Below are 22,903 nucleotides of genomic sequence, written 5' to 3'. Positions count from 1 at the left end.
AGAGGGCAGATGAGCGAAGCACTCAAGGAACTCGGCGCCCAGCTGGAACTGAAACGGGCGGATTGCGTTCTGTCCTGGGACGTGACCCACGGTGAGCTGAACGTCGATGTTGCCCCGTCGAATATCGTGGAATTTGTTGAATTCCTGCGGTCCGACCAGAACTGCAAATTTTCGACCCTGGTGGATATCACTGGTGTGGACTACCCCGAGCGCGCCAAGCGGTTCGACGTGGTGTACCACTTCCTGTCGATGTACCAGAACCAGCGTATCCGCCTGCGGGTGTCGATCCGCGAGGAAGACATGGTGCCCTCGATCGTGGATGTTCACCCCTCGGCCAACTGGTTCGAGCGTGAGGTGTTCGACATGTTCGGCATCCTGTTCTCGGGTCACCCGGACTTGCGGCGCATCCTGACAGACTACGGTTTCCGCGGCCATCCGCTGCGCAAGGATTTCCCGACCACCGGCTACACGGAAGTTCGGTATGACGAGGCGCAAAAGCGCGTGGTCTACGAACCGGTCAGCTTGGTGCAGGAATACCGGCAATTCGATTTCATGTCCCCGTGGGAAGGTGCGAATTACATTCTGCCGGGGGATGAAAAACAGGAGTAATCATCATGTTTGAGTTCCTGATCTGGATTGTACTGGTAGTTGCTACGGTCGTGCCGATGACCAAGCTGCTGCCACATTTCGGGATCAACAAGAACTGGGCGTTTGCATGCATCATCTCTCCGGTCGTGATTGTCCTGCTGTGGATAATGGCGATGAAGCTGCAAGAGATGGAGCGACGCTGACATGATGGGTGAACTGATCATTTTGGGCGCATTGGGCGTCTTGCTTGCAGGGGCTGCTGCAAAAGCGGCCGAAGCCGAAAAGGTCCGAGTCCGGGCTGAGGCGAAAAAGAACAAACGAGGGCGTTGATGGACGGCTCAAGATACGATGACGGCAGCACGGACGCGCTGAGCGGAGAACAGAAGATCCGCAACTTCAACATTAACTTCGGCCCGCAACACCCTGCGGCACACGGGGTTTTGCGTCTTGTGCTTGAGTTGGACGGCGAGATTGTCGAGCGTTGCGACCCGCATATCGGCCTGCTGCACCGTGGCACCGAGAAACTGATGGAAAGCCGGACGTATCTGCAGAATCTGCCGTATTTCGACCGTCTGGATTATGTGGCACCGATGAACCAGGAACATGCCTGGTGTCTGGCCATCGAAAAGCTGACCGGTGTGGAAGTGCCGCGCCGGGGCTCGCTGATCCGGGTTCTGTATTCCGAGATCGGGCGCATTCTGAACCACCTGCTGAACGTGACCACACAGGCGATGGACGTTGGTGCGCTGACCCCGCCGCTCTGGGGTTTTGAAGAACGCGAAAAGCTGATGGTGTTCTATGAGCGTGCCTGCGGTGCCCGCCTGCACGCGGCCTATTTCCGCCCCGGCGGTGTGCATCAGGACCTGCCGCCGGAATTGCTGGATGATATCGAAGCATGGAGCCACGAATTCCCCGCCGTTCTGGACGACATTGACGGGTTGCTGACCGAAAACCGCATTTTCAAGCAGCGCAACGCCGATATTGGCGTGGTGACCGAGGATGACATCCAGAAATACGGATTCTCGGGCGTGATGGTCCGTGGCTCGGGCCTTGCATGGGACCTGCGCCGCGCGCAGCCCTATGAATGCTATGACGAGTTCGAATTCCAGATCCCCGTCGGCAAGAACGGCGACTGCTATGACCGTTATCTCGTCCGCATGGAAGAGATGCGCCAGTCGCTGCACATCATCCGTCAGGCTATCGGCAAGCTGCGTGACTGCCCCGGCGATGTTCTTGCGCGTGGCAAGATCACCCCGCCGAAACGCTCGGACATGAAGACCTCGATGGAAAGCCTGATCCATCACTTCAAGCTGTACACCGAAGGCTTCCACGTGCCCGCGGGCGAAGTTTACGCCGCCGTTGAGGCCCCCAAGGGCGAGTTCGGCGTCTATCTGGTCGCCGACGGCACCAACAAACCCTACCGCGCCAAGTTGCGCGCGCCGGGTTATCTGCACCTGCAAGCCATGGACCACGTCGCCAAGGGCCACCAACTTGCCGACGTCGCCGCCATCATCGGCACCATGGACGTCGTATTTGGAGAGATTGACCGCTAATGCTCCGCCGTCTTCATCCCGAACAACCCGAAAGCTTTGCCTTTACTGCTGCCAACCAACAGTGGGCCGAAGCGCAGATCACCAAATACCCCGAGGGTCGTCAGGCCAGTGCGGTCATCCCGCTGCTGTGGCGTGCACAGGAACAAGAGGGCTGGCTCAGCCGCCCGGCGATTGAATCCGTCGCCGACATGCTGGGCATGGCCTATATCCGCGTGCTTGAGGTGGCGTCTTTCTACTTCATGTTCCAGCTGCAGCCGGTTGGCTCAGTTGCGCATATTCAGGTTTGCGGCACGACCTCCTGCATGATCTGCGGGGCCGAGGATCTGATCGCGGTCTGCAAGGAAAAGATCGCGGCGAAACCACATGAGCTGTCCGCCGATGGTAAGTTGAGCTGGGAAGAGGTGGAATGCCTTGGCTCCTGCACTAATGCTCCGATGGCGCAGATCGGCAAGGACTACTACGAAGACCTGACCGCTGAGAGCTTTGGCAAGATCGTCGACGATCTAGTGGCAGGCAAAGTGCCGACTCCGGGCCCGCAGAACGGGCGCTATGCGGCGGAACCGCTGAAGGGCCTGAGCAGTCTGGCCGAGTACGAGGCCGGGAAACCTCAGTACAACGCAAGCGTCGAATTGGCGACGGATCTGCGTGACACGGTCAAGCGCATCGACGGAACCGAAGTTCCGATCCTGACCCCTTGGCTGGGCAAGGATGGCAAGCAGGCTGGTGCGTCGGCGTCGGCGAAACCTCCGAAAGCGCCTGAAACGCCGAAGCCGGCTGTAAAGCAGGCAGAAGAGGCGAAAGCCAAGCCCGAACCGGAGGAAGTCAAGGAAGACCAGCCCGAAACGCTGACCGCGGCGCGGGACGGTAAGGCGGATGACCTCAAACTGCTGAAAGGTGTGGGGCCAAAGCTGGAAGAAACGCTGAACGAGCTGGGTTTCTACCACTACGACCAGATTGCAGCCTGGACGCCGGAACAGGTGGCTTGGGTGGATGCACGCCTGAAATTCAAGGGCCGGATCGAACGCGATGGCTGGATCGACCAGGCGGCCAAACTTGCGGCGGGTGAGGAAACCGAATTCGCCAAACGTGCCAAGGAAGACGGCACTTACGAAGACTAAACGACGGTGCCCATCCGGGGCATCAGGGTAAGATGGACAAGGACAAGGAACAGGCCATAGCCCGAAAGGGCCGACATATCGGCATTGTCATCGCGGTGACGATGGTGATCTGGCTTGCCATGAACATGTTCATAGGCCCCGCATTGGGACTGACGGCGCGCCACGCGTTGTTTTTCGATCTCGCCGCTCTGGCAGGGTTTATCTATGCGGGCGTCAACATTTTTCAACTCTGGCGCATGCGTCAGGACAGCTGAAGGTAACACGCGATGCTGAAGGATCAGGACCGGATCTTTACCAACATCTACGGGATGCATGAGCGCACGCTCAAAGGCGCGCAGGCCCGGGGGCATTGGGACGGCACTGCTGGCCTGATCGAAAAGGGCCGTGACTGGATCATCCAGACCATGAAGGACTCGGGTCTTCGCGGTCGCGGTGGCGCGGGCTTCCCGACAGGTCTGAAATGGTCGTTCATGCCCAAGGAAAGCGACGGGCGTCCGGCCTATCTGGTGGTGAACGCCGACGAATCCGAGCCCGGCACCTGTAAAGACCGTGAGATCATGCGCCATGATCCGCATACACTGATCGAGGGCTGCCTGATCGCGTCCTTCGCAATGAATGCGCATACCTGCTACATCTACCTGCGCGGCGAGTACATTCGTGAGCGTGAGGCGCTGCAGGCCGCGATTGATGAGGCTTATGACGCCGGTCTGCTGGGCAAGAACGCGGCTGGCTCGGGCTGGGATTTCGACCTGTTCCTGCATCACGGGGCCGGGGCTTATATCTGCGGTGAGGAAACCGCCCTGATCGAAAGCCTTGAGGGCAAGAAGGGCATGCCGCGGATGAAGCCTCCGTTCCCGGCGGGTGCGGGTCTCTATGGTTGCCCGACCACGGTGAACAACGTGGAATCCATCGCCGTTGTACCCACCATCCTGCGCCGCGGCGCGGACTGGTTTGCGGGCTTTGGCCGTCAGAACAACGCGGGCACCAAGCTGTTTGCGATCTCGGGCCATGTGAACAACCCATGTGTCGTTGAAGAGGCAATGTCGATCTCCTTCGAGGACCTGATCGAGACCCATTGCGGCGGCATTCGCGGTGGCTGGGACAACCTGCTGGCCGTGATCCCGGGTGGGTCGTCGGTGCCCTGTGTGCGCGGTGAAAACATGCGCGACGCGATCATGGATTTCGACTACCTGCGCAACGATCTGAGCTCGGGGCTTGGAACGGCGGCGGTAATCGTGATGGACAAGTCCACCGACATCATCAAAGCGATCTGGCGTTTGTCGAAGTTCTACAAGCATGAAAGCTGCGGCCAGTGTACGCCGTGCCGCGAAGGCACCGGCTGGATGATGCGCGTGATGGACCGTCTGGTGCGAGGCGAGGCCGAGCTGGAAGAGATCGACATGCTGTTTGACGTTACCAAGCAGGTCGAAGGCCACACGATTTGCGCCCTCGGTGACGCGGCGGCCTGGCCGATCCAGGGCCTGATCCGCAATTTCCGCGAAGAGATCGAGGATCGCATCAAGGCACAGAAGTCGGGTCGCATGGGCGCAATGGCGGCGGAGTGAGCCAGATGGAGATCTTCGCACAATACGGCCATGCAGTTGCGTCAGTGATGGTTTTCACTCTCGTCGTGCTGCTTTTGTCGCCGTTTTCAGCCTTGGCCAAGCAGGGTAAGGGGCTGGCCCCGGGGGCGACACCCGAACAGGACTATTCCGACAAGGCGTATCGTCTGAACCGCGCATATCTGAATGGGACCGAGACGTTGCCCGCTTATGTGGCGGTTACAGCTGCGGCGATCCTGATGGGTGTCAGCCCGTTTTGGGTGAACCTGCTCGCCTCGATCGCGCTGTTGGCGCGTCTGGCGATGCTGTTCGTGCACATGCGCGGAATCGGCAAACCTCACAGCGGTTTGCGGTCGGTTCTTTATGTCGTTGGCTGGGCCTGCATGTTTGTCATGGGCCTCATGGCGCTGGTGGCGGCGTTCTGATGGTGGGGCTTGGGAAACGTCTTATGTTCGGGCTAGGGCATCACAAAAAACACGGCATCATGCTGGGTGGGGTTGTCGCGCTGGCGGTTGTTTCGGCCTGCGGGATCGTCACGCCGTCCGAAAATCAGGTCCGGTTTGACGGTCACGCATTTAAGGCCAAGGCAAAACCTGTCGACAAGAAAGCGTCACCGGCTGACTTTACTGTTGTGGTCAACGGAGTCTCTGCCTCGCTGGATGGCGCGCGCGAGGCCGGTCGGTTTGAGGGGACTAAGTTCTGCATCAAGAACTTCGGCTCTTCCAAAATCGTTTGGAAGGTCGGCCCGGATACTGATCCGCAGAACCTGCGCATCAGCGACGACAAACTGACATTTGCGGGAACGTGCCAGAGACCATGATGCGTGTTTCTGCATATCAGGCCATGAAGCGGGGGGTGTTATTGCATAGCGCCCAGCGTGCCGTTCGTCTTGGGTTTCCCAAGACGAAAGGAATTGTCATGTCTGGTATGAAAACGCTCGCATTGATCTCGGTGCTGACCCTGCCGACCTTTGCCGAAGCCAAACCGCCCTTGCGCGAAGTCAAAGAGATCGACGACGAACTCTACTACATCGCCATTGCAAACGAGATTTCAGAGTATTGCCCGTCGATCAGCGGGCGCCGTCTGAAGGCGATAGGTGTGATGTGGGATCTGCGGTCTAAGGCGAACAAGCTGGGCTACTCGGACAAGGAAATCCGGGCTTATGTGGATTCCGACGCCGAAAAAGACCGGATGCGCGCCAAGGGCGAGGCGTATCTGGCCCAAAACGGCGTCACGTATGAAAATCCGAGCTCTTTCTGCACGTTGGGGCAGAAGGAAATCGAAAGAAACAGCGCCATTGGCGTGTATTTGAGGGCGAACTAGACCATGTCTGACCTCCGCAAAGTAAATATCGACGGGCAGGAAATCGAAGTCGATGGTGCGATGACCCTGATCCAGGCTTGTGAAGAGGCTGGGGTCGAAGTGCCACGTTTCTGCTATCACGAACGTCTGTCGATCGCCGGGAACTGCCGGATGTGTCTGGTAGAGGTCGTGGGTGGCCCGCCGAAACCTGCGGCGTCTTGCGCGATGCAGGTGCGTGATCTGCGCCCGGGACCGGAAGGTCAGCCGCCGGTGGTCAAGACGAACTCGCCCATGGTCAAGAAGGCCCGCGAAGGGGTGATGGAGTTCATGCTCATCAATCACCCGCTGGATTGCCCCATTTGCGACCAGGGCGGCGAATGTGACCTGCAGGATCAGGCGATGGCCTACGGTCTGTCAGGCACGCGCTTCAAGGAAGCCAAACGGGCGGTGGATGATCTGAACCTTGGTCCTCTGGTTAGCACCGCGATGACCCGCTGCATCAGCTGCACCCGTTGTGTGCGCTTTACCACCGAGGTCGCCGGGATTACCCAGATGGGCCAGACCGGGCGGGGTGAGGATGCCGAGATTACCTCGTATCTGAACCAGACGCTCAATTCCAACATGCAGGGCAACATCATCGACCTGTGCCCGGTTGGCGCGCTGACCTCGAAGCCCTACGCCTTTACCGCGCGCCCGTGGGAACTGACCAAGACCGAGAGCATCGACGTGATGGATGCTCTGGGTTCGAACATTCGCGTGGATACCAAGGGCCGTGAAGTGATGCGCTTCCTGCCGCGCAACCATGACGGCGTGAACGAAGAGTGGATCAGCGACAAGACCCGCTTTGTCTGGGACGGCCTGCGTCGTCAGCGTCTAGACAAGCCTTACATCCGCGAAAACGGCAAACTGCGTCCTGCGACGTGGCCCGAGGCACTGACGAAAGCCGCCGAAGCGCTGAAGGGCGCCGAAAAGCCCGCTGGTATCGTGGGTGATCTGGCCCCGGTCGAGGCGATCTTTGCGCTGAAGCAGATGATCGAAGGGCAGGGCGGTGTTGTGGAATGCCGTACCGATGGTGCCAAGCTGCCTGCGGGGAACCGTGGGGCCTATGCCGGTACTGCTTCGATCGAAGACATCGACGGCGCCGAGCGTATTCTGCTGATCGGCACCAACCCGCGCGACGAAGCGCCGGTGCTGAACGCCCGTATCCGCAAGGCGTGGGCGCATGGGGCCGAGGTTGCTCTGGTCGGTCCGTCTGCGGATCTGACTTATGAGTATCACCATATGGGTGACGACCGTGCGGCGCTGCAAAAGGTTGTCGACATGGGTGGCGATGATGAGATCAAGGGCAAGCGCTCGCTGGTCATCATCGGGCAAGGCGCATTGCAAGAGGCTGATGGTGCCGCCGTTCTGGCCGCTGCTCAGGCCATTGCGACCAACACCGAAAGCGGTCTGATCGTTCTGCACACCGCTGCTTCGCGTGTCGGCGCGATGGATGTGGATGCCACCAACGAAGGCGGCATGGATGCGGTCAGCGCGGCGGATGTCATCTACAACCTCGGCGCGGATGAGGTCGAAATCGGTGACGGTGCCTTTGTGATCTATCAGGGCAGCCACGGTGACCGCGGCGCGCACCGCGCAGACGTGATCCTGCCGGGCGCGGCCTACACCGAAGAAAACGGCCTGTTCGTGAACACCGAAGGCCGCCCGCAACTGGCGATGCGCGCCGGGTTCGCTCCGGGTGAAGCCAAGGAAAACTGGGCCATCCTGCGGGCGCTGTCGGCGGAGCTGGGTGCAACACTGCCTTTCGACTCGCTGGCGCAACTGCGTACCGCACTAATCGAAGCGGTTCCGCATCTGGCCCGTATCGACGAAGTGGCCCAGAACGAGGTTCAAGCGCTGAAGGCAGGGCCGTTGGGCAAGGCAACTTTCCGCAACGCGGTCAAGGATTTCTATCTGACCAACCCGATTGCGCGTGCCTCGCAACTGATGGCCGAGCTATCGGCACAGGCGCAGGCCCGCAAATCCGAGAAGATCGCAGCGGAATGAACCAGACCTGTTTCATATCGCAGGCAAACGCGACTGCCGGGTGGCAGTACGCCGCGCCTGATTTGTGTGTGAAACCCAAGATTAAGGGTGGCGTAATGGCGGCAGATGCTGTTTACACCAACGCGCCGACCCAGCCGCAGTTTGCGCAGGCACAAGGCCTTTGCATCGCTCGCGGAAAACGGAATACCCACGGTGTGAGGACCAATGGCTGATTTCTTTAACACCCCAGGCGGAATAGCCATCATCATTCTGGCGCAAGTGCTTGCTGTCGTTGCCTTTGTGATGATCTCGCTGTTGTTCCTTGTTTATGGCGACCGCAAGATCTGGGCCGCGGTCCAGATGCGGCGCGGCCCGAACGTGGTTGGCGTTTACGGCATCCTTCAATCGGTGGCCGACGCACTGAAATACGTGGTGAAAGAGGTCGTCATTCCCGCCGGGGCCGACCGCGCTGTGTTCATTTTGGCCCCGATGACCAGCTTTGTTCTGTCGCTGATCGCCTGGGCGGTGATCCCGTTCAACGACGGTTGGGTTTTGTCAGACCTCAATGTGGCCGTCCTGTACGTTTTCGCAGTATCCTCGCTTGAGGTCTACGGCGTGATCATGGGGGGATGGGCGTCGAACTCGAAATACCCGTTCTTGGGTTCGTTGCGATCTGCCGCTCAGATGATCTCTTACGAAGTTTCGATCGGTCTGATTATTATTGGCGTAATCATCTCGACCGGCTCGATGAATTTCGGTGCGATCGTCAATGCGCAGGACACCGGATACGGCTTCTTCGGCTGGTACTGGCTGCCGCATTTCCCGATGGTCTTCCTGTTCTTTATCTCAGCGCTGGCTGAGACCAACCGCCCTCCGTTCGACCTTCCCGAGGCGGAATCGGAATTGGTGGCGGGTTATCAGGTAGAATATTCCGCCACCATGTTCCTGCTGTTCATGGCCGGTGAATACATCGCAATCTTCCTGATGTGCGCGCTGACCTCGCTGCTGTTCTTTGGCGGCTGGCTGTCTCCGATCCCGGGTCTGCCCGACGGCGTCCTGTGGATGGTTGGCAAGATGGCGTTCTTCTTCTTCATCTTTGCGATGGTCAAGGCGATCACGCCCCGCTACCGCTACGACCAGTTGATGCGGCTGGGTTGGAAAGTGTTCCTGCCGTTCTCGCTGGCCTGGGTGGTGTTCGTGGCCTTTGCGGCGAAATTCGAATGGTTTTGGGGCATCTTCGCCCGTTGGACCGTAGGAGGCTGATATGGCAAATATCGACTATACCCGTGCAGCCAAATACTTTCTGCTGCAGGACTTCTGGGTGGGAATGAAACTGGGCCTGAAGTATTTCTTCGCCCCCAAAGCCACCATCAACTATCCGCACGAGAAGGGCCCTCTGTCGCCGCGTTTCCGCGGTGAGCACGCTCTGCGCCGTTATCCGAATGGCGAAGAGCGCTGCATCGCCTGTAAACTGTGCGAGGCCGTCTGCCCGGCGCAAGCCATCACCATCGACGCCGAACCGCGCGAAGACGGCAGCCGCCGCACCACGCGCTATGACATCGACATGACCAAGTGCATCTATTGCGGTTTCTGCCAAGAGGCCTGCCCGGTCGATGCCATCGTCGAAGGCCCGAATTTCGAATTCGCCACGGAAACCCGCGAAGAACTGTTCTACGACAAACAGAAGCTGCTGGATAACGGCGAACGCTGGGAAGCCGAGATCGCCCGCAATCTGGAAATGGACGCGCCGTACCGATGAGTGACACGCCGACAAATCCGTTCGAGCTGATGATGAAGCAGGCTCAGGACATGGCCAAGGCGATGAACCCGGCGATGGAAAGCTTCTCGCCCAAGGGGTTCGAGGCGCTGTGGCCGACCATGCCGAAAGAGGTCATGGAGATGATGTTCGGCAACACCGTCAACAAAGACGGGCTGGATGCCAAAACCCGCCTGCTGCTGACGCTGGCCGGCTTGACCTGTCAGGGCGCACAGGCGGACTCGGCTGTTCGTCAGACCGTGCGTCACGCGCTGGAAGCGGGTGCCAAGAAACAAGAGATCGTGGAAACGATCGGTCAGATGTCGGTCTTTGCCGGCATCCCGGCCATGACCCGCGCGCTGGATCTGGCGCAAGAAGTCATGGGCGACAACGAGGATGAGGATCAATGACCGTCTTTGCCTTCTATCTGTTTGCCATCAGCGCCATCACCGGCGGGCTGTTCACGGTGATCAGCCGCCAGCCGGTGCACTCGGTGCTGTGGCTGATCCTGGCGTTCCTGTCCTCGGCGGGGCTGTTCGTGCTGCTCGGGGCCGAGTTCGTGGCGATGCTGCTGATCATCGTCTATGTGGGCGCGGTCGCGGTGCTGTTCCTGTTCGTTGTGATGATGCTGGATGTGGACTTTGCCGAGCTCAAGGCCGAGATGGCGCGCTATATGCCGCTGGCCTTGCTGATCGGTCTGGTGATCCTGATGCAGTTCGTCATGGCCTTTGGCGCATGGGACAGCGCGCAGGGTGCGGCAGCCAATCTGGCGCAGCCGGTCCCGGCGGACCGACACAACACAGAGGCGCTCGGCGTCATTCTTTACGATCAATACTTCCTTCTGTTCCAACTAGCGGGCCTGATCCTGCTGGTGGCGATGATTGGCGCAATCGTGCTGACCCTGCGCCATCGCAAGGACATCAAGCGTCAGGACATCGTCGGCCAGATGATGCGCGACCCGGCCGAGGCGATGGAGCTTAAGGACGTTAAACCGGGGCAGGGACTTTGAGACGATGATCGGACTTGAACACTATCTTACGGTCGCGGCGACGCTGTTCGTCATCGGCATCTTCGGTCTCTTCCTGAACCGCAAGAACGTCATCATCCTGCTGATGAGCATCGAATTGATGCTGCTGGCGGTGAATATCAACCTCGTGGCGTTTTCCAGTTTCCTCGGCGATCTGGTCGGGCAGGTGTTCACGCTGTTCGTACTGACCGTTGCGGCGGCCGAGGCTGCGATTGGTCTGGCCATTCTGGTCTGCTTCTTCCGCAACCGTGGCACCATCGCGGTTGAAGACGTCAACATGATGAAGGGGTAAGGGAACATGGAAACCACCATCCTCTTTGCCCCGCTTGTGGGCGCACTGATCTGCGGCTTTGGCTGGCGCTTCATTGGCGAGAAAGCTGCCATGTGGACCGCCACGGGCCTGTTGTTTCTGGCCTGTTTGCTGTCATGGATCGTGTTCTTCACCTTCGACGGGGTGACGCAACAGGTCGAAGTCATGCGCTGGATCGAGAGCGGCTCGCTGTCGACAAGCTGGGCGGTACGTCTGGACCGGCTGACCGCGATCATGCTGATCGTAGTGACGACCGTCTCGGCGCTCGTGCACCTCTATTCCTTCGGCTACATGGATCACGACCCGCAATGGCGTGAAGGCGAAAGCTATAAGCCGCGTTTCTTTGCCTATCTGTCCTTTTTCACCTTCGCCATGCTGATGCTGGTGACGGCGGATAATCTGGTGCAGATGTTCTTTGGATGGGAAGGCGTGGGCGTCGCGTCCTACCTGCTGATCGGGTTCTACTATCGCAAACCCTCTGCCAACGCCGCTGCGATCAAGGCCTTCGTGGTGAACCGGGTTGGTGACTTTGGCTTTGCGCTGGGGATTTTTGCGCTGTTCTTCCTGACAGACAGCATCAACTTTTCTGACATCTTCGCGTCGGCCCCGGAGCTTGCGGAAACGCAGCTGCACTTCCTGTGGGGTGAGTGGACCGCCATCGAAGTGATCTGCGTCCTGCTGTTCATCGGCGCGATGGGTAAATCGGCGCAGCTGATCCTGCACACCTGGCTGCCGGATGCGATGGAAGGCCCGACGCCCGTTTCGGCGCTGATCCACGCCGCGACCATGGTGACCGCCGGTGTATTTCTGGTCTGCCGTATGTCGCCGCTGATGGAGTTCGCGCCGGGCGCGACCGGGTTCATCACCGTGCTGGGTGCGTCGACTGCGTTCTTTGCCGCGACCGTGGGTCTGGTTCAGACCGACATCAAGCGCGTCATCGCCTATTCGACCTGTTCGCAGCTGGGCTACATGTTCGTGGCCGCGGGTGTGGGCATGTACTCGGCAGCGATGTTTCACCTGTTCACGCACGCGTTCTTCAAGGCGCTGTTGTTCCTTGGTGCCGGTTCGGTGATCCACGCCATGCATCACGAGCAGGAGATGACCGAATACGGGGGGCTGCGGAAAAAGATTCCATATACCTTCTGGGCGATGATGATCGGTACGCTGGCCATCACCGGTGTCGGCATTCCGCTAACCACATTCGGGTTCGCCGGGTTCCTGTCCAAGGATGCCATCATCGAGAGCGCCTATGCAGGCGGCTCGGCCTATGGCTTCTGGCTGCTGGTGATCGCGGCTGCGTTCACTTCGTTCTACAGCTGGCGTCTGATCTTTCTGACCTTCTACGGCAAGCCGCGTGGTGATCAGCATACACATGATCACGCGCATGAAAGCCCGATGTCCATGCTGGTGCCTTTGGGCGTGTTGTCCCTGGGGGCGGTCTTTGCAGGCATGATCTGGTACGGCAACTTCTTTGGTCACGCGGACAAGGTCGGCAAATTCTATGGCATTCCGGTTGCCGAGGCGTCCGAGCATGCTGAGGCGGGCGATCACGGCCAGACGGATGCGCACGCCGACACGGCCGATGCGGAGGGCGACCACGCGTCGGATACTCATGCGGATGACGGCCACGGGGATGAGGCTGAGCACGCTGACGCAGGCCACGGTGACGAGGCGTCCCATGGTGGGGATCACCACTATGTCTTCGCGGGCAAGCCGGGCGAGGGTGCCCTGTATATCGCGCCGGACAACCATATTCTGGACGACGCACACGCGGCTCCGAAATGGGTCAAGGTTTCGCCATTCGTTGCGATGGTGCTGGGTTTTGTCATGGCCTACTGGTTCTATATCGTGAACCCGTCCCTGCCGGGACGCTTGGCGCAGAACCAGCGGCCTCTGTACCTGTTCCTGTTGAACAAATGGTACTTTGACGAAATCTACGACGCGATCTTCGTAAAACCCACCGTGGCGCTTGGCCGGTTCCTGTGGAAACGCGGTGATGGCAACACCATCGACGGCTTCCTGAATGGGGTTGCCATGGGCGTTGTTCCCTTCTTCACCCGCCTCGCAGGCAAGGCGCAGACGGGCTACATCTTTACTTACGCCTTCTGGATGGTTCTGGGCATCGCCGCCCTGGTCACCTGGATGTCGATCGGCGGAGGCGCACAATAATGGATAATATCCTCTCCATCGTCACCTTCATCCCTGCAGTGGCTGCCGGTATTCTGGCCCTGTTCCTGCATGGCGATGACGTGGCCGCGCAGCGCAACGCGAAATGGGTTGCACTTGTGGCGACCACGGTGACCTTCCTTGTCTCGATCGGCATCTATACGGGCTTTGACCCATCCAACACCGGCTTCCAGATGGTGGAAGAGGGTGAGTGGCTGCTGGGCCTGAAATACAAGATGGGCGTGGATGGCATCAGCGTTCTGTTCGTGCTGCTGACCACCTTCATCATGCCGCTGACCATTCTGGCCAGCTGGCAGGTCACGGACCGGGTCAAGGAATACATGATCGCCTTCCTGATGCTGGAAACGCTGATGCTGGGCGTGTTCATGGCGCTGGATCTGGTGTTGTTCTACCTGTTCTTCGAGGCAGGCCTGATCCCGATGTTCCTGATCATCGGCGTCTGGGGCGGCAAGGACCGCATCTATGCCAGCTTCAAGTTCTTCCTCTACACCTTCCTCGGTTCGGTGCTGATGTTGGTGGCGATGGTTGCAATGTATGCGGATGCGGGCACCACGGACATCGAGGCTCTGATGAGCCACCACTTCTCGTCCGAAGGGTTCAGCGTTCTGGGCATCTATATCGTAGGCGGGATGCAGACGCTGATGTTCCTGGCCTTCTTCGCCTCGTTTGCGGTGAAGATGCCGATGTGGCCGGTGCACACCTGGTTGCCGGACGCACACGTTCAGGCGCCGACGGCGGGTTCGGTCGTGCTGGCGGCGATCCTGCTGAAGATGGGCGGCTACGGCTTCCTACGGTTCAGTCTGCCGATGTTCCCTGTGGGCTCGGCAGTGATGACCGATCTGGTGCTGTGGATGTCGGCCATCGCGGTTGTCTACACTTCGCTGGTGGCGCTGGTGCAGGAGGATATGAAAAAGCTGATCGCCTATTCCTCGGTTGCGCATATGGGCTTTGTGACCATGGGCATCTTTGCGGCGAACCAGCAAGGGATCGACGGCGCGATCTTCCAGATGCTCAGCCACGGCTTCATCTCGGCCGCGCTCTTCCTGTGTGTCGGCGTGATCTATGACCGGATGCATACCCGCGACATCGACGCGTACGGAGGTCTGGTGATCCGGATGCCGGCCTACGCTCTGGTCTTCATGCTGTTCACCATGGCCAATGTCGGCCTGCCGGGCACTTCTGGCTTTATCGGTGAATTCCTGACCCTGATGGGCACGTTCCAGGTCAACACCTGGGTGACCGCAGTGGCTGCAAGCGGCGTGATCTTCTCGGCGGCCTATGCGCTGTGGCTGTACCGCCGGGTCGTCTTTGGCGATCTGATCAAGGAAAGCCTCAAGGCGATGACCGACATGAATTCGCGTGAGCGGCTGATCTTCGCGCCGCTGATCGTGATGACCATTCTGCTGGGCGTCTACCCGTCGCTGGTAACGGATGTGATCGGTAACTCGACCGCTGCACTGATTTCGAACTATGACACGGCTCTGGCCGCGGCTGAGGCCGCGCTCCAGACGGCCGCTTCGCATTAAGGAGGCTTTGGAGACATGATCCAGGCTGATCTGACAATAATCCTGCCAGAGATTGTTCTGGCCGTATATGCGATGGCCGCTCTGATTGGGGCTGTCTACACAGCGAAGGACGCACTGGCGCCGATCCTAGTATGGTCGACAGCCGGCCTGATGGCGCTGTTGGCCATCTGGATTGCCACCAATGGCGATGGCGTCAACGTGGCCTTCAACGGCATGTTCATCGACGACGGGTTCTCGCGCTTTGCCAAGGTTGCGATCCTGCTGTCCGCCGCTGCTGTTCTGGTGATGAGCCAGGATTATATGTCGCGCCGCGGGCTGCTGCGCTTCGAATATCCTCTGTTGGTGGCTCTGGCTGCTGTCGGCATGATGATGATGGTCAGCGCGGGCGACCTGATGTCCCTGTATATGGGGCTTGAGCTGCAATCGCTGTCGCTCTACGTCGTGGCTGCCCTGCGCCGTGACAGCGCGAAATCGACCGAAGCTGGTCTGAAATACTTTGTACTGGGCGCGCTCAGCTCTGGTTTGCTGCTGTATGGTGCGTCGCTGGTCTATGGCTTTACCGGAACCACTCTGTTCTCGGGCATCATCCAAACCGTACATCACGGAGACATTTCGGTCGGCCTGCTGTTCGGCCTGATCTTCCTGATCTCAGGTCTGGCGTTCAAGGTCTCGGCCGTGCCGTTCCACATGTGGACGCCGGACGTGTACGAAGGCTCGCCTACGCCGATCACCGCCTTCTTTGCTACCGCGCCGAAAGTGGCGGCGATGGCGCTGTTTGCCCGCCTGATGCACGACGCCTTTGGCGGAGTAATCAAGGACTGGCAGCAAGTGATCGTGCTGCTGTCCGTCCTGTCGATGCTGCTGGGTGCAGTTGCTGCGATTGGGCAACGTAACATCAAACGTCTGATGGCGTTCTCGTCGATTGCCCATATGGGCTATGCGCTGATTGGTCTGGCAGCCGGTACGGAACTGGGCATCAAGGCGATGCTGATGTATCTGGCGATCTATGTGACCATGAACATCGGCACCTTTGCCTTCATCCTGATGATGGAGCGTGATGGCAAACCCGTCACCGATATCGATGCGCTGCGTCAGTACTCCAAGCGCGATCCTGGCAAGGCGCTGGCCGTGCTGATCCTGATGTTCAGCCTTGCCGGTGTGCCGCCGATGCTGGGTTTCTTCGCCAAGTTCGGTGTTTGGCAAGCTGGTGTCGGTGCGGATCTGACCGGGCTGGTCATTGTCTCGGCCATCGCGTCCGTGATCGGTGCATTCTATTATCTGCGTATCGTGTTCTACATGTATTTCGGGGAAGAGAACGAAGATCCAATCGAAACGCGCTCCACTCCGGTTCTGTGGGTGGCGCTGATGGGCTCAGCTGCGCTGATGCTGGTAGGTGTGTTCTATCAGTTCGGAATTGAAGGCGCGGCTGCGGCTGCGGCGGCAACGCTTGTCAACTGATTTGCCTAACATCCAGTTGCAGGAGGCTCGGTCAACGGACCGGGCCTTTTTGCCATGACCGATTGGCCGCAAGGATACGGGCTGCACATTGTGCAGGAGGTCGACAGCACTCTGAACGAGGCCGCTCGGCTTGCCCCAACGGCACCGGGGCCGGTCTGGATCATGGCGCATCATCAGACTGCCGCGCGGGGCCGGCGAGGCCGCGCCTGGGCCAACCCAAAGGGCAATCTGGCGGCGACACTGTTGATGCGCCCGCAGGGCAATCCCGAACAGGCCGCGTTGCGTAGCTTTGTGGCGGCACTGGCGTTATTTGACGCCTGCGTTGCGGTCACCGGCCGGGCTGCGGGGCTGTCTTTGAAATGGCCCAATGATGTGCTGCTCAACGGCGGCAAGCTGGCGGGTATCCTGTTGGAAAGCACTGGACAGGGGCGTGAGCTGTCTCATCTGGCCATTGGGATCGGTGTGAACCTATCTGAGGCGCCCCCGGCCTATGCGGTCGAACAAAGCGCGGTACGTCCAGTGTCTTTGCTGTCGGAGACCGGTGCGGCAGTCATCCCCGAGGATTTTCTAACCGAACTGGCCGCAGCGTACGCGAGGTATGAAACTCAATTTGTCACCTACGGGTTCGAACCGATCCGAACGGCCTGGTTATCCCGCGCAGCCAAATTGGGCGAGGTGATCACCGCCCGGACCTCGACGTCCGAGACGGTGGGAACCTTTGAAACCGTGGACTCGAACGGCAACCTTGTCTTAAAGACCGCCAAGGGCCGCGTCAGCATTCCGGCGGCGGACGTGTTTTTCTGAAGGAGGCGCAGATGCTTCTGGCAATTGACTGCGGCAACACCAACACCGTTTTCTCGATCTGGGATGGCGAAAAGTTCCTGTGCACGCTGCGCACCTCGACCCACCATTCCCGCACGGCGGATGCCTATTTCACCTGGTACTCAACGTTGGTGAAACACTATGGGATTCACGCAGATATCACCGATGTGGTCATCGCCTCGACCGTGCCGCGTGTGGTGTTCAACTTGCGCATCTTTGCTGACCGTTTCTTTGGCTGCCGTCCTCTGGTTGTGGGCAAGCCGGAATGCCTGTTGCCCGTGGCGCCGCGCATTGACGAGGGCACCGTTCCCGGACCCGACCGGTTGGCCAACGCGGTCGGCGCGTTTGACCGTCACGGCGGTGACGTTGTGGTTGTCGATTTCGGGACGGCGACGAATTTCGACGTGGTCGCCTCAGACGGAGCCTATGTCGGGGGCATCATCGCACCCGGTGTGAACCTCAGCCTCGAGGCGCTGCACCAGGGGGCGGCGGCATTGCCGCATATCGACATCACCCGCCCGGAAAAAGTGATTGGTACGAATACGGTTGGCTGCATTCAATCTGGCGTGTATTGGGGCTATTCCGGCTTGATCGAGGGACTGATTGCACGGATCAAAGAGGAATACGGGATGCCGATGAAAGTGGTCGGCACCGGTGGGCTTGCGCCTTTGTTCGATCAGGCGGATGTCGGGTTTGACGCGATCGAAGATGATCTGACGATGCACGGGCTGACCGTGATCCATCGCTATAACAAGGAAAATGGCTCATCATGAGCAGTGAACGACTGATCTATCTGCCGCTGGGCGGTGCCGGTGAAATCGGGATGAACGCCTATGTCTATGGCTACGGCAAGCCAGGGCAGGAGCGGCTGATCCTCGTCGATCTGGGGGTGACCTTTCCGGACATGGACACGACGCCCGGTGTCGATCTGATCCACGCCGATATCTCGTGGCTGCAGGAACGGGCCGACCGACTGGATGCCGTGTTCGTAACCCACGCGCATGAGGATCACGTGGGTGCCGTTGCGCATTGTTATGAAGCACTGGGGGCTCCGGTCTATGCGCGTGCCTTCACTGCCAATATTGCGCGCCGCAAGATGGAAGAACATGGTCACCCGGAGGACGCGGTTCAGACGGTTTCCGCTTGGCCCGAACAGATTTCCGTTGGCCCGTTCAAGGTTGGGTTCCTACCAGTTTCGCATTCGATCCCCGAAAGCGCGGCGCTGGTGATCGACACACCCGAAGGCCGGATCGTGCATTCCGGGGATTTCAAGCTGGATTCAAACCCGGTGGTGGGTGAGCCGTTCGATCCTGATCTGTGGGCCGAAGTTGCCAAACCCGGCGTCAAAGCGCTGGTCTGTGACAGCACCAATGTGTTTTCGCCCCATGATGGCCGCTCGGAATCCGAGGTTGGCCCCGAGATCACCAAGCTGGTCGAAAGCGCCGAGGGCATGGTGGTTGCGACCACCTTTGCCTCGAACGTGGCGCGGGTGAAAACGCTGGCCGAGGCGGGTGCGCGAGCCGGACGCTCGGTCGTGTTGCTGGGCCGTGCCATGCGTCGGATGATCGAAGCGGCGACCGAAACCGGCATCCTGTCGGATTTCCCCAAGGTCGTCAGCGCCGAAGAGGCCGTAGACCTGCCGCGTCAGAACCTGATGCTGATCGTGACCGGCAGCCAGGGTGAGCGCCGCGCCGCCAGCGCGCAACTGGCGCGTGGCAAGTATCGCGGGATCGAACTGAAAGAGGGCGATCTGTTCCTGTTCTCGTCCAAGACCATTCCCGGCAACGAGCGTGGCGTAATCTTCATCATCAACCAGCTCAGTGAAAAGGGCGTGGACGTGGTGGACGACAGCTCGGGCCTGTACCATGTGTCCGGCCATGCCAATCGCCCCGATCTTGAGAGAGTGCACGCGCTGATCGACCCGCAGATGGTGATCCCGATGCATGGCGAACACCGGCATCTGCGCGAACACGCAAAGCTGGCCGAAGCCGGTGGACGCACGGGCATCTTGGCCGTGAACGGCACGATGCTGGACCTGACCGGCAATGAACCTAAGGTGGCTGACTATATCGAAACCGGTCGCACCTATCTGGACGGCACCGTCAAGGTCGGTGCGCTGGACGGGATCGTGCGCGATCGGATTCGCATGGCCCTGAACGGGCATGTGACGGTGACGGTCGTTCTGGACGAAGAGGACGAGCCGCTGGGCGAGCCATGGTGTGATACGATGGGTCTGCCCGAGATCGGAACCTCCAAGGCCGCGCTGGTCGAAGTGCTGGAAGAGGATCTAAACCAGTTCCTGATGCGTGCGGACGCCAAGACCTTGCGCGACGATGACAAGCTGGAAGAAGCCATGCGCCGCATCGTCCGTCAGACTGCCAAGGCCGAGATCGGCAAAAAGCCCGAAGTGACCACAGTGATCAGCCGGATGAGGTGACGCCTAGTCGGCGTCCGGCATCGGATAGCCTTTTAGCTGCAGAAACAGGCTTTGTTCCTCGGTATGCAGGTAGAGGGGCACGGTCGCAGGCGGCTCGGGGTTTGAAACCCGGGCTGCGATTTCGGCCAGAACCACCTCGGTGATGAACGGCAGATCCAGATCGCGCGCGCGGTTGAGGGGCACCCACTGCAGGTGGGACAACTCATCCGAGGCGCGGCTGAAATCGTCCAGATCGCCCTGAATCGCGCTGGCATCGACCAGAAAGAACCGCGCATCGAAGCGGCGGGGGCGGCCCGGCGGCGTTACTGCGCGGAACACGAACTGCAGGGCACCGGCAGCAGGGCGGAACCCCATAGCGGCAAAGCCCTGCCAATCCTCGGGTACCGTGTCGTCCCACGTGCCGGGCTCACCCAGAATCAAACCGGTTTCTTCCCACAGCTCACGGACTGCCGCCGCCGCCAGCGCAGTCTGGAGCCCGGGTTCGGACCTCTCGTCCAGCCGTTCGCGGCAAAGCTCGGGCATGGGGGCGGCCAGAGGGATGTCTCTGTCCGCCGAATCGACCGCACCACCGGGAAACACGAACTTGTTGGGCATGAAGACGGCTTTTGCGCCGCGCTGTCCCATCAGAATCGACGGTTCGGTCAAACGGTCCCGCAGAACGATGACTGTTGCCGCGTTCCGTATCGCTGATTTGTCTTCTGTCATACGCTGCTCGACCTGTTCACGTGGGCCATTACGCTTTTTGAAACCCGTGCATCCGACGCGCCCACTGATAGGCGATCATCGCGCCTTTCAGCCGGGGCAGCAGGAACAGCGACAGCGCCGTGCATCCAATGGCAAAGATCAGGAACATGGTCAGGGGCTCGGGGCGGAACTCGACATATGTCACGTGCAGCGCCGGAGCCAGCAGGTGGCCAACCAGCAGAATGGTCAGATAGGCCGGGCCGTCATCTGCCCGGTGATGAAACAGCTCTTGCCCGCAATCGCTGCAGGTATCGTTGACCTTCAGGTAGCCGTGCAAAATCTTGCCCTCACCGCATTTCGGGCAACGGCCGCGAAACCCTTTGATCAAAGCGGGCCGTGTCGGCCGGTCATTCTCGGTCGTGGTGTCGATCGTCTGATCTGTCATTTTGAAACTCGCGCGTTCGATTGCGCAGGATAATGCGCTTGTTTTGTTCCGCTGAAAAGGGGGTGCGGCGCTTTGTGACTTAGGTCGGCTGCAACCGTCTGCCAAAATTTTTTCAGTATTTGCGACGGAACCCGCTGGTCGAGCCGTTTGAACCTATGTGAGCAGCGGCGATGGGGCCGCGAAACAAAGGGAAAACGATATGAAAAGCGCGAAATTCATCCCGGCCATCCTGATCTCGGCCGTTGCAGTCACAGGCACTTCGGTTCTGGCGGCCGGTCCGAAAGATCGCGAACCTGTGAGCTTTCAGGAACTGGACGCCAATGGTGACGGTCAACTGACCAAGGAAGAGATGGAGGCCCACCGGACGCAGAAATTTACCGAGGCCGACACGAATGGCGACGGTAAGCTGAGCGTCGAGGAAATGCAGGCCGCGGCGCAGAAGAGAGCCAATGACCGCGTGACCAAGATGTTCGAAAGGCAAGACGCCAATAAGGACGGTTTTCTGAGCGAGGACGAGTTGCCCAAACCTCGCCGCGCTGGCAAGATGTTTGACCGTATCGACGCGGATAACAGCGGAACGATCTCGGAACAGGAATATGCCGATGCAAAAGAGCGGATGGGCCGGAAGCACAAAAAGCACGGCAAGGCGGGCTCTGACGACAGCTGATGAAGGATGGAGGATCTGACCTCCCCCCTGCACGAAATCCGTGGCGCGTCTTGCGCCGCGGATATGTCGGACGATGCGTTGTTGCGGCAGTTCGCCAAGGGCGATGCTGCTGCTGCACGCGAACTGACTGATCGGCTGGCGCCGCGGTGTTTGTCGGTGGCTATGCGGATGCTAGGAAACCGGGCCGAAGCCGAAGACGTGACACAGGACGCGATGATGCGGCTGTGGCAGATGGCGCCGAATTGGGTGCCCGGTCAGGCCAAGGTGTCAACCTGGCTCTACCGTGTGACGCTGAACGTGTGTGTGGACATACAGCGCAAGAAACGGCCGGACCGTCTGGACGATGTGCCCGAGCCCGAGGACGGCGATCTCAGCGCAGCGGATCGATTGCAGGACGCGGCGCGAAAGGATGCTCTTCAGGCGGCGTTATCGCAATTGCCGGACCGCCAACAGCAGGCGGTAATCTTGCGGCATATCGAGGAGTTGCCCAACCCGGAAATCGCAGGGATCATGGGTGTTTCGACGGAAGCGGTGGAAAGCCTGACTGCGCGTGGGAAACGCGCCTTGGCGGCGATTTTGGCCGGGCGGCAGGATGAACTGGGGTACGAAGATGGCTGAGAACAACACGGAACTTGACCAGTTGTTTGCCCAAGCACGGCAAACCCGACCCGAACTGCCCGATGATCTGGCGGTGCGCATTCTGACGGATGCTGAAGCGGTGCGTCTGGACCGGCTGAAACCTACCGCACAGCCGCGCTCTGTCTGGTCGCGGATACTGGACGGGATTGGAGGCTGGCAGAGCATGAGCGGCCTTGTTGCGGCCAGCGCAGCAGGGGTTTGGATCGGACTGTCAGCGCCAGAGTTTCTACCCGACCCGGCAACGATTATCTACCCGCAGGAGACCAGCTTTGTGGTCGCTGACCTTGGCCTGGACACAACATTTCTGGAGGTTGCCGAATGAGCGATAATACCAAGCCCAAAAAACGGTGGGTAACGGTTCTTTTGACCGTATCGCTGGCGCTGAACCTGTTGGTAGTCGGGGTTGCTCTGGGCACGGTTTACCGGGTCAAGGGCGGGGATCGCGGTAAGCCGCCTCCCGGGTTTGGACCAGCGATTTATCGGGCGCTGCCCAAAGAGGATCGGAAAGCCCTGCGCGGGGAATTGTCCGAGCGGCATGTGAAGGGGGCAAAACTCCGGTCACAAGATTTTGCCGCGCTGGAGGCCGCATTGCGGGCAGAGCCGTTCGATCCAACGGTTGTTCAGGCCCTGCTGCAACAACAGGCTCAGGCCATGGCAGAGTTGCAAGGCGCATTGCAGAAGGAATGGCTGGACCGGATCACCGCGATGACGGATGCCGAACGCAAGATTTACGCAGACCGCCTACAAGAGGTGGTGCAGCGCAAACGTCACGGCCGTAAGCACAAGGATTAATAGTC

The 22,903-nt window shown here is 59.7% G+C and carries 27 protein-coding genes; 25 read left to right on the top strand and 2 right to left on the bottom strand.

Annotation, left to right across the window (positions count from 1 at the left end):
- Positions 1-9: 9 nt before the first annotated feature.
- From ACR0KW_RS04015 to ACR0KW_RS03915, 21 genes are all read left to right on the top strand, one after another.
- The gene (locus ACR0KW_RS04015; protein WP_170325677.1) at positions 10-609 is read left to right on the top strand and encodes an NADH-quinone oxidoreductase subunit C; all 600 of its coding nucleotides are present in this window, start codon (positions 10-12) and stop codon (positions 607-609) included.
- A 5-nt stretch (positions 610-614) separates the two neighbouring features.
- A complete protein-coding gene (locus ACR0KW_RS04010; RefSeq protein WP_480803836.1) occupies positions 615-791 on the top strand; it encodes a hypothetical protein in 177 nt (58 codons plus the stop codon).
- Positions 792-917: 126 nt separating this feature from the next.
- Entirely contained in the window at positions 918-2,141 is a 1,224-nt protein-coding gene (locus ACR0KW_RS04005; RefSeq protein WP_480803835.1) for an NADH-quinone oxidoreductase subunit D, read from the top strand.
- Positions 2,141-3,259 carry an NADH-quinone oxidoreductase subunit NuoE gene (gene nuoE / locus ACR0KW_RS04000; protein WP_480803834.1) on the top strand — a complete coding sequence of 373 codons (1,119 nt, stop codon included), beginning with the start codon at positions 2,141-2,143 and terminating at the stop codon, positions 3,257-3,259. The genes ACR0KW_RS04005 and nuoE overlap by 1 nt, the downstream gene beginning before the upstream one ends.
- A gap of 32 nt (positions 3,260-3,291) precedes the next feature.
- Positions 3,292-3,513, top strand: coding sequence for a DUF5337 domain-containing protein (locus ACR0KW_RS03995; protein ID WP_170325673.1), 222 nt, complete (start codon positions 3,292-3,294; stop codon positions 3,511-3,513).
- Between the two features lie 12 nt (positions 3,514-3,525).
- A complete protein-coding gene (nuoF, locus tag ACR0KW_RS03990) occupies positions 3,526-4,824 on the top strand; it encodes an NADH-quinone oxidoreductase subunit NuoF (protein WP_480803833.1) in 1,299 nt (432 codons plus the stop codon).
- A 5-nt stretch (positions 4,825-4,829) separates the two neighbouring features.
- Entirely contained in the window at positions 4,830-5,246 is a 417-nt protein-coding gene (locus ACR0KW_RS03985) for an MAPEG family protein (RefSeq protein ID WP_480803832.1), read from the top strand.
- Positions 5,247-5,269: 23 nt separating this feature from the next.
- On the top strand, positions 5,270-5,641 hold the full coding sequence (locus tag ACR0KW_RS03980; RefSeq protein ID WP_480803831.1) for a hypothetical protein: 372 nt from the start codon (positions 5,270-5,272) through the stop codon (positions 5,639-5,641).
- A 98-nt stretch (positions 5,642-5,739) separates the two neighbouring features.
- The gene (locus tag ACR0KW_RS03975; protein WP_480803830.1) at positions 5,740-6,144 is read left to right on the top strand and encodes a DUF5333 domain-containing protein; all 405 of its coding nucleotides are present in this window, start codon (positions 5,740-5,742) and stop codon (positions 6,142-6,144) included.
- A gap of 3 nt (positions 6,145-6,147) precedes the next feature.
- Positions 6,148-8,169, top strand: a complete 2,022-nt coding sequence (gene nuoG, locus ACR0KW_RS03970) for an NADH-quinone oxidoreductase subunit NuoG (protein WP_480803829.1) — start codon at positions 6,148-6,150, stop codon at positions 8,167-8,169.
- Between the two features lie 204 nt (positions 8,170-8,373).
- Positions 8,374-9,411, top strand: a complete 1,038-nt coding sequence (nuoH, locus tag ACR0KW_RS03965; RefSeq protein WP_480803828.1) for an NADH-quinone oxidoreductase subunit NuoH — start codon at positions 8,374-8,376, stop codon at positions 9,409-9,411.
- Between the two features lies 1 nt (position 9,412).
- Positions 9,413-9,907, top strand: coding sequence for an NADH-quinone oxidoreductase subunit NuoI (gene nuoI / locus ACR0KW_RS03960; protein WP_170381673.1), 495 nt, complete (start codon positions 9,413-9,415; stop codon positions 9,905-9,907).
- Complete coding sequence (locus ACR0KW_RS03955) at positions 9,904-10,314, top strand: carboxymuconolactone decarboxylase family protein (protein ID WP_170325667.1); 411 nt, start codon at positions 9,904-9,906, stop codon at positions 10,312-10,314. The genes nuoI and ACR0KW_RS03955 overlap by 4 nt, the downstream gene beginning before the upstream one ends.
- Positions 10,311-10,913, top strand: a complete 603-nt coding sequence (locus tag ACR0KW_RS03950; RefSeq protein WP_170325666.1) for an NADH-quinone oxidoreductase subunit J — start codon at positions 10,311-10,313, stop codon at positions 10,911-10,913. The genes ACR0KW_RS03955 and ACR0KW_RS03950 overlap by 4 nt, the downstream gene beginning before the upstream one ends.
- Before the next feature lie 4 nt (positions 10,914-10,917).
- A complete protein-coding gene (gene nuoK / locus ACR0KW_RS03945; RefSeq protein ID WP_005984024.1) occupies positions 10,918-11,223 on the top strand; it encodes an NADH-quinone oxidoreductase subunit NuoK in 306 nt (101 codons plus the stop codon).
- A 6-nt stretch (positions 11,224-11,229) separates the two neighbouring features.
- Positions 11,230-13,410, top strand: a complete 2,181-nt coding sequence (gene nuoL, locus ACR0KW_RS03940; RefSeq protein WP_480803827.1) for an NADH-quinone oxidoreductase subunit L — start codon at positions 11,230-11,232, stop codon at positions 13,408-13,410.
- Positions 13,410-14,954 (top strand): NADH-quinone oxidoreductase subunit M, encoded by a 1,545-nt coding sequence (locus ACR0KW_RS03935; protein WP_480803826.1) that lies wholly within the window; start codon positions 13,410-13,412, stop codon positions 14,952-14,954. Before nuoL ends, ACR0KW_RS03935 begins: the two co-directional genes overlap by 1 nt.
- A 15-nt stretch (positions 14,955-14,969) precedes the next feature.
- Complete coding sequence (nuoN, locus tag ACR0KW_RS03930; RefSeq protein WP_480803825.1) at positions 14,970-16,412, top strand: NADH-quinone oxidoreductase subunit NuoN; 1,443 nt, start codon at positions 14,970-14,972, stop codon at positions 16,410-16,412.
- 54 nt (positions 16,413-16,466) lie between these two features.
- A complete protein-coding gene (locus tag ACR0KW_RS03925; protein ID WP_170325661.1) occupies positions 16,467-17,216 on the top strand; it encodes a biotin--[acetyl-CoA-carboxylase] ligase in 750 nt (249 codons plus the stop codon).
- A gap of 11 nt (positions 17,217-17,227) precedes the next feature.
- Positions 17,228-18,007, top strand: a complete 780-nt coding sequence (locus ACR0KW_RS03920) for a type III pantothenate kinase (RefSeq protein ID WP_170325660.1) — start codon at positions 17,228-17,230, stop codon at positions 18,005-18,007.
- Positions 18,004-19,671 carry a ribonuclease J gene (locus tag ACR0KW_RS03915; protein WP_480803824.1) on the top strand — a complete coding sequence of 556 codons (1,668 nt, stop codon included), beginning with the start codon at positions 18,004-18,006 and terminating at the stop codon, positions 19,669-19,671. The genes ACR0KW_RS03920 and ACR0KW_RS03915 overlap by 4 nt, the downstream gene beginning before the upstream one ends.
- Before the next feature lie 3 nt (positions 19,672-19,674).
- Here the strand turns inward: ACR0KW_RS03915 and ACR0KW_RS03910 are convergent, their stop codons facing one another.
- Positions 19,675-20,376, bottom strand: coding sequence for an NUDIX hydrolase (locus ACR0KW_RS03910; RefSeq protein ID WP_480803823.1), 702 nt, complete (start codon positions 20,374-20,376; stop codon positions 19,675-19,677).
- Between the two features lie 28 nt (positions 20,377-20,404).
- Positions 20,405-20,800, bottom strand: coding sequence for a DUF983 domain-containing protein (locus tag ACR0KW_RS03905; RefSeq protein WP_480803822.1), 396 nt, complete (start codon positions 20,798-20,800; stop codon positions 20,405-20,407).
- 199 nt (positions 20,801-20,999) lie between these two features.
- On the opposite strand from ACR0KW_RS03905, the gene ACR0KW_RS03900 reads away from it, so the two are divergent.
- The 4 genes from ACR0KW_RS03900 to ACR0KW_RS03885 are packed head-to-tail and all read left to right on the top strand — an operon-like array spanning position 21,000 to position 22,898.
- Positions 21,000-21,467 (top strand): EF-hand domain-containing protein, encoded by a 468-nt coding sequence (locus ACR0KW_RS03900; RefSeq protein ID WP_170325657.1) that lies wholly within the window; start codon positions 21,000-21,002, stop codon positions 21,465-21,467.
- Positions 21,468-21,473: 6 nt separating this feature from the next.
- Positions 21,474-22,085 (top strand): RNA polymerase sigma factor, encoded by a 612-nt coding sequence (locus tag ACR0KW_RS03895; RefSeq protein ID WP_480803821.1) that lies wholly within the window; start codon positions 21,474-21,476, stop codon positions 22,083-22,085.
- Positions 22,078-22,428 (top strand): hypothetical protein, encoded by a 351-nt coding sequence (locus tag ACR0KW_RS03890; RefSeq protein ID WP_480803820.1) that lies wholly within the window; start codon positions 22,078-22,080, stop codon positions 22,426-22,428. The genes ACR0KW_RS03895 and ACR0KW_RS03890 overlap by 8 nt, the downstream gene beginning before the upstream one ends.
- A complete protein-coding gene (locus ACR0KW_RS03885) occupies positions 22,425-22,898 on the top strand; it encodes a periplasmic heavy metal sensor (RefSeq protein ID WP_480803819.1) in 474 nt (157 codons plus the stop codon). Before ACR0KW_RS03890 ends, ACR0KW_RS03885 begins: the two co-directional genes overlap by 4 nt.
- The last annotated feature ends 5 nt before the right edge of the window (positions 22,899-22,903 follow it).

The organism is Ruegeria sp. CG11 (assembly GCF_056537245.1).
Note: the sequence above shows the minus strand (reverse complement) of the source record. Positions and strands in the feature narration are given on the sequence as shown.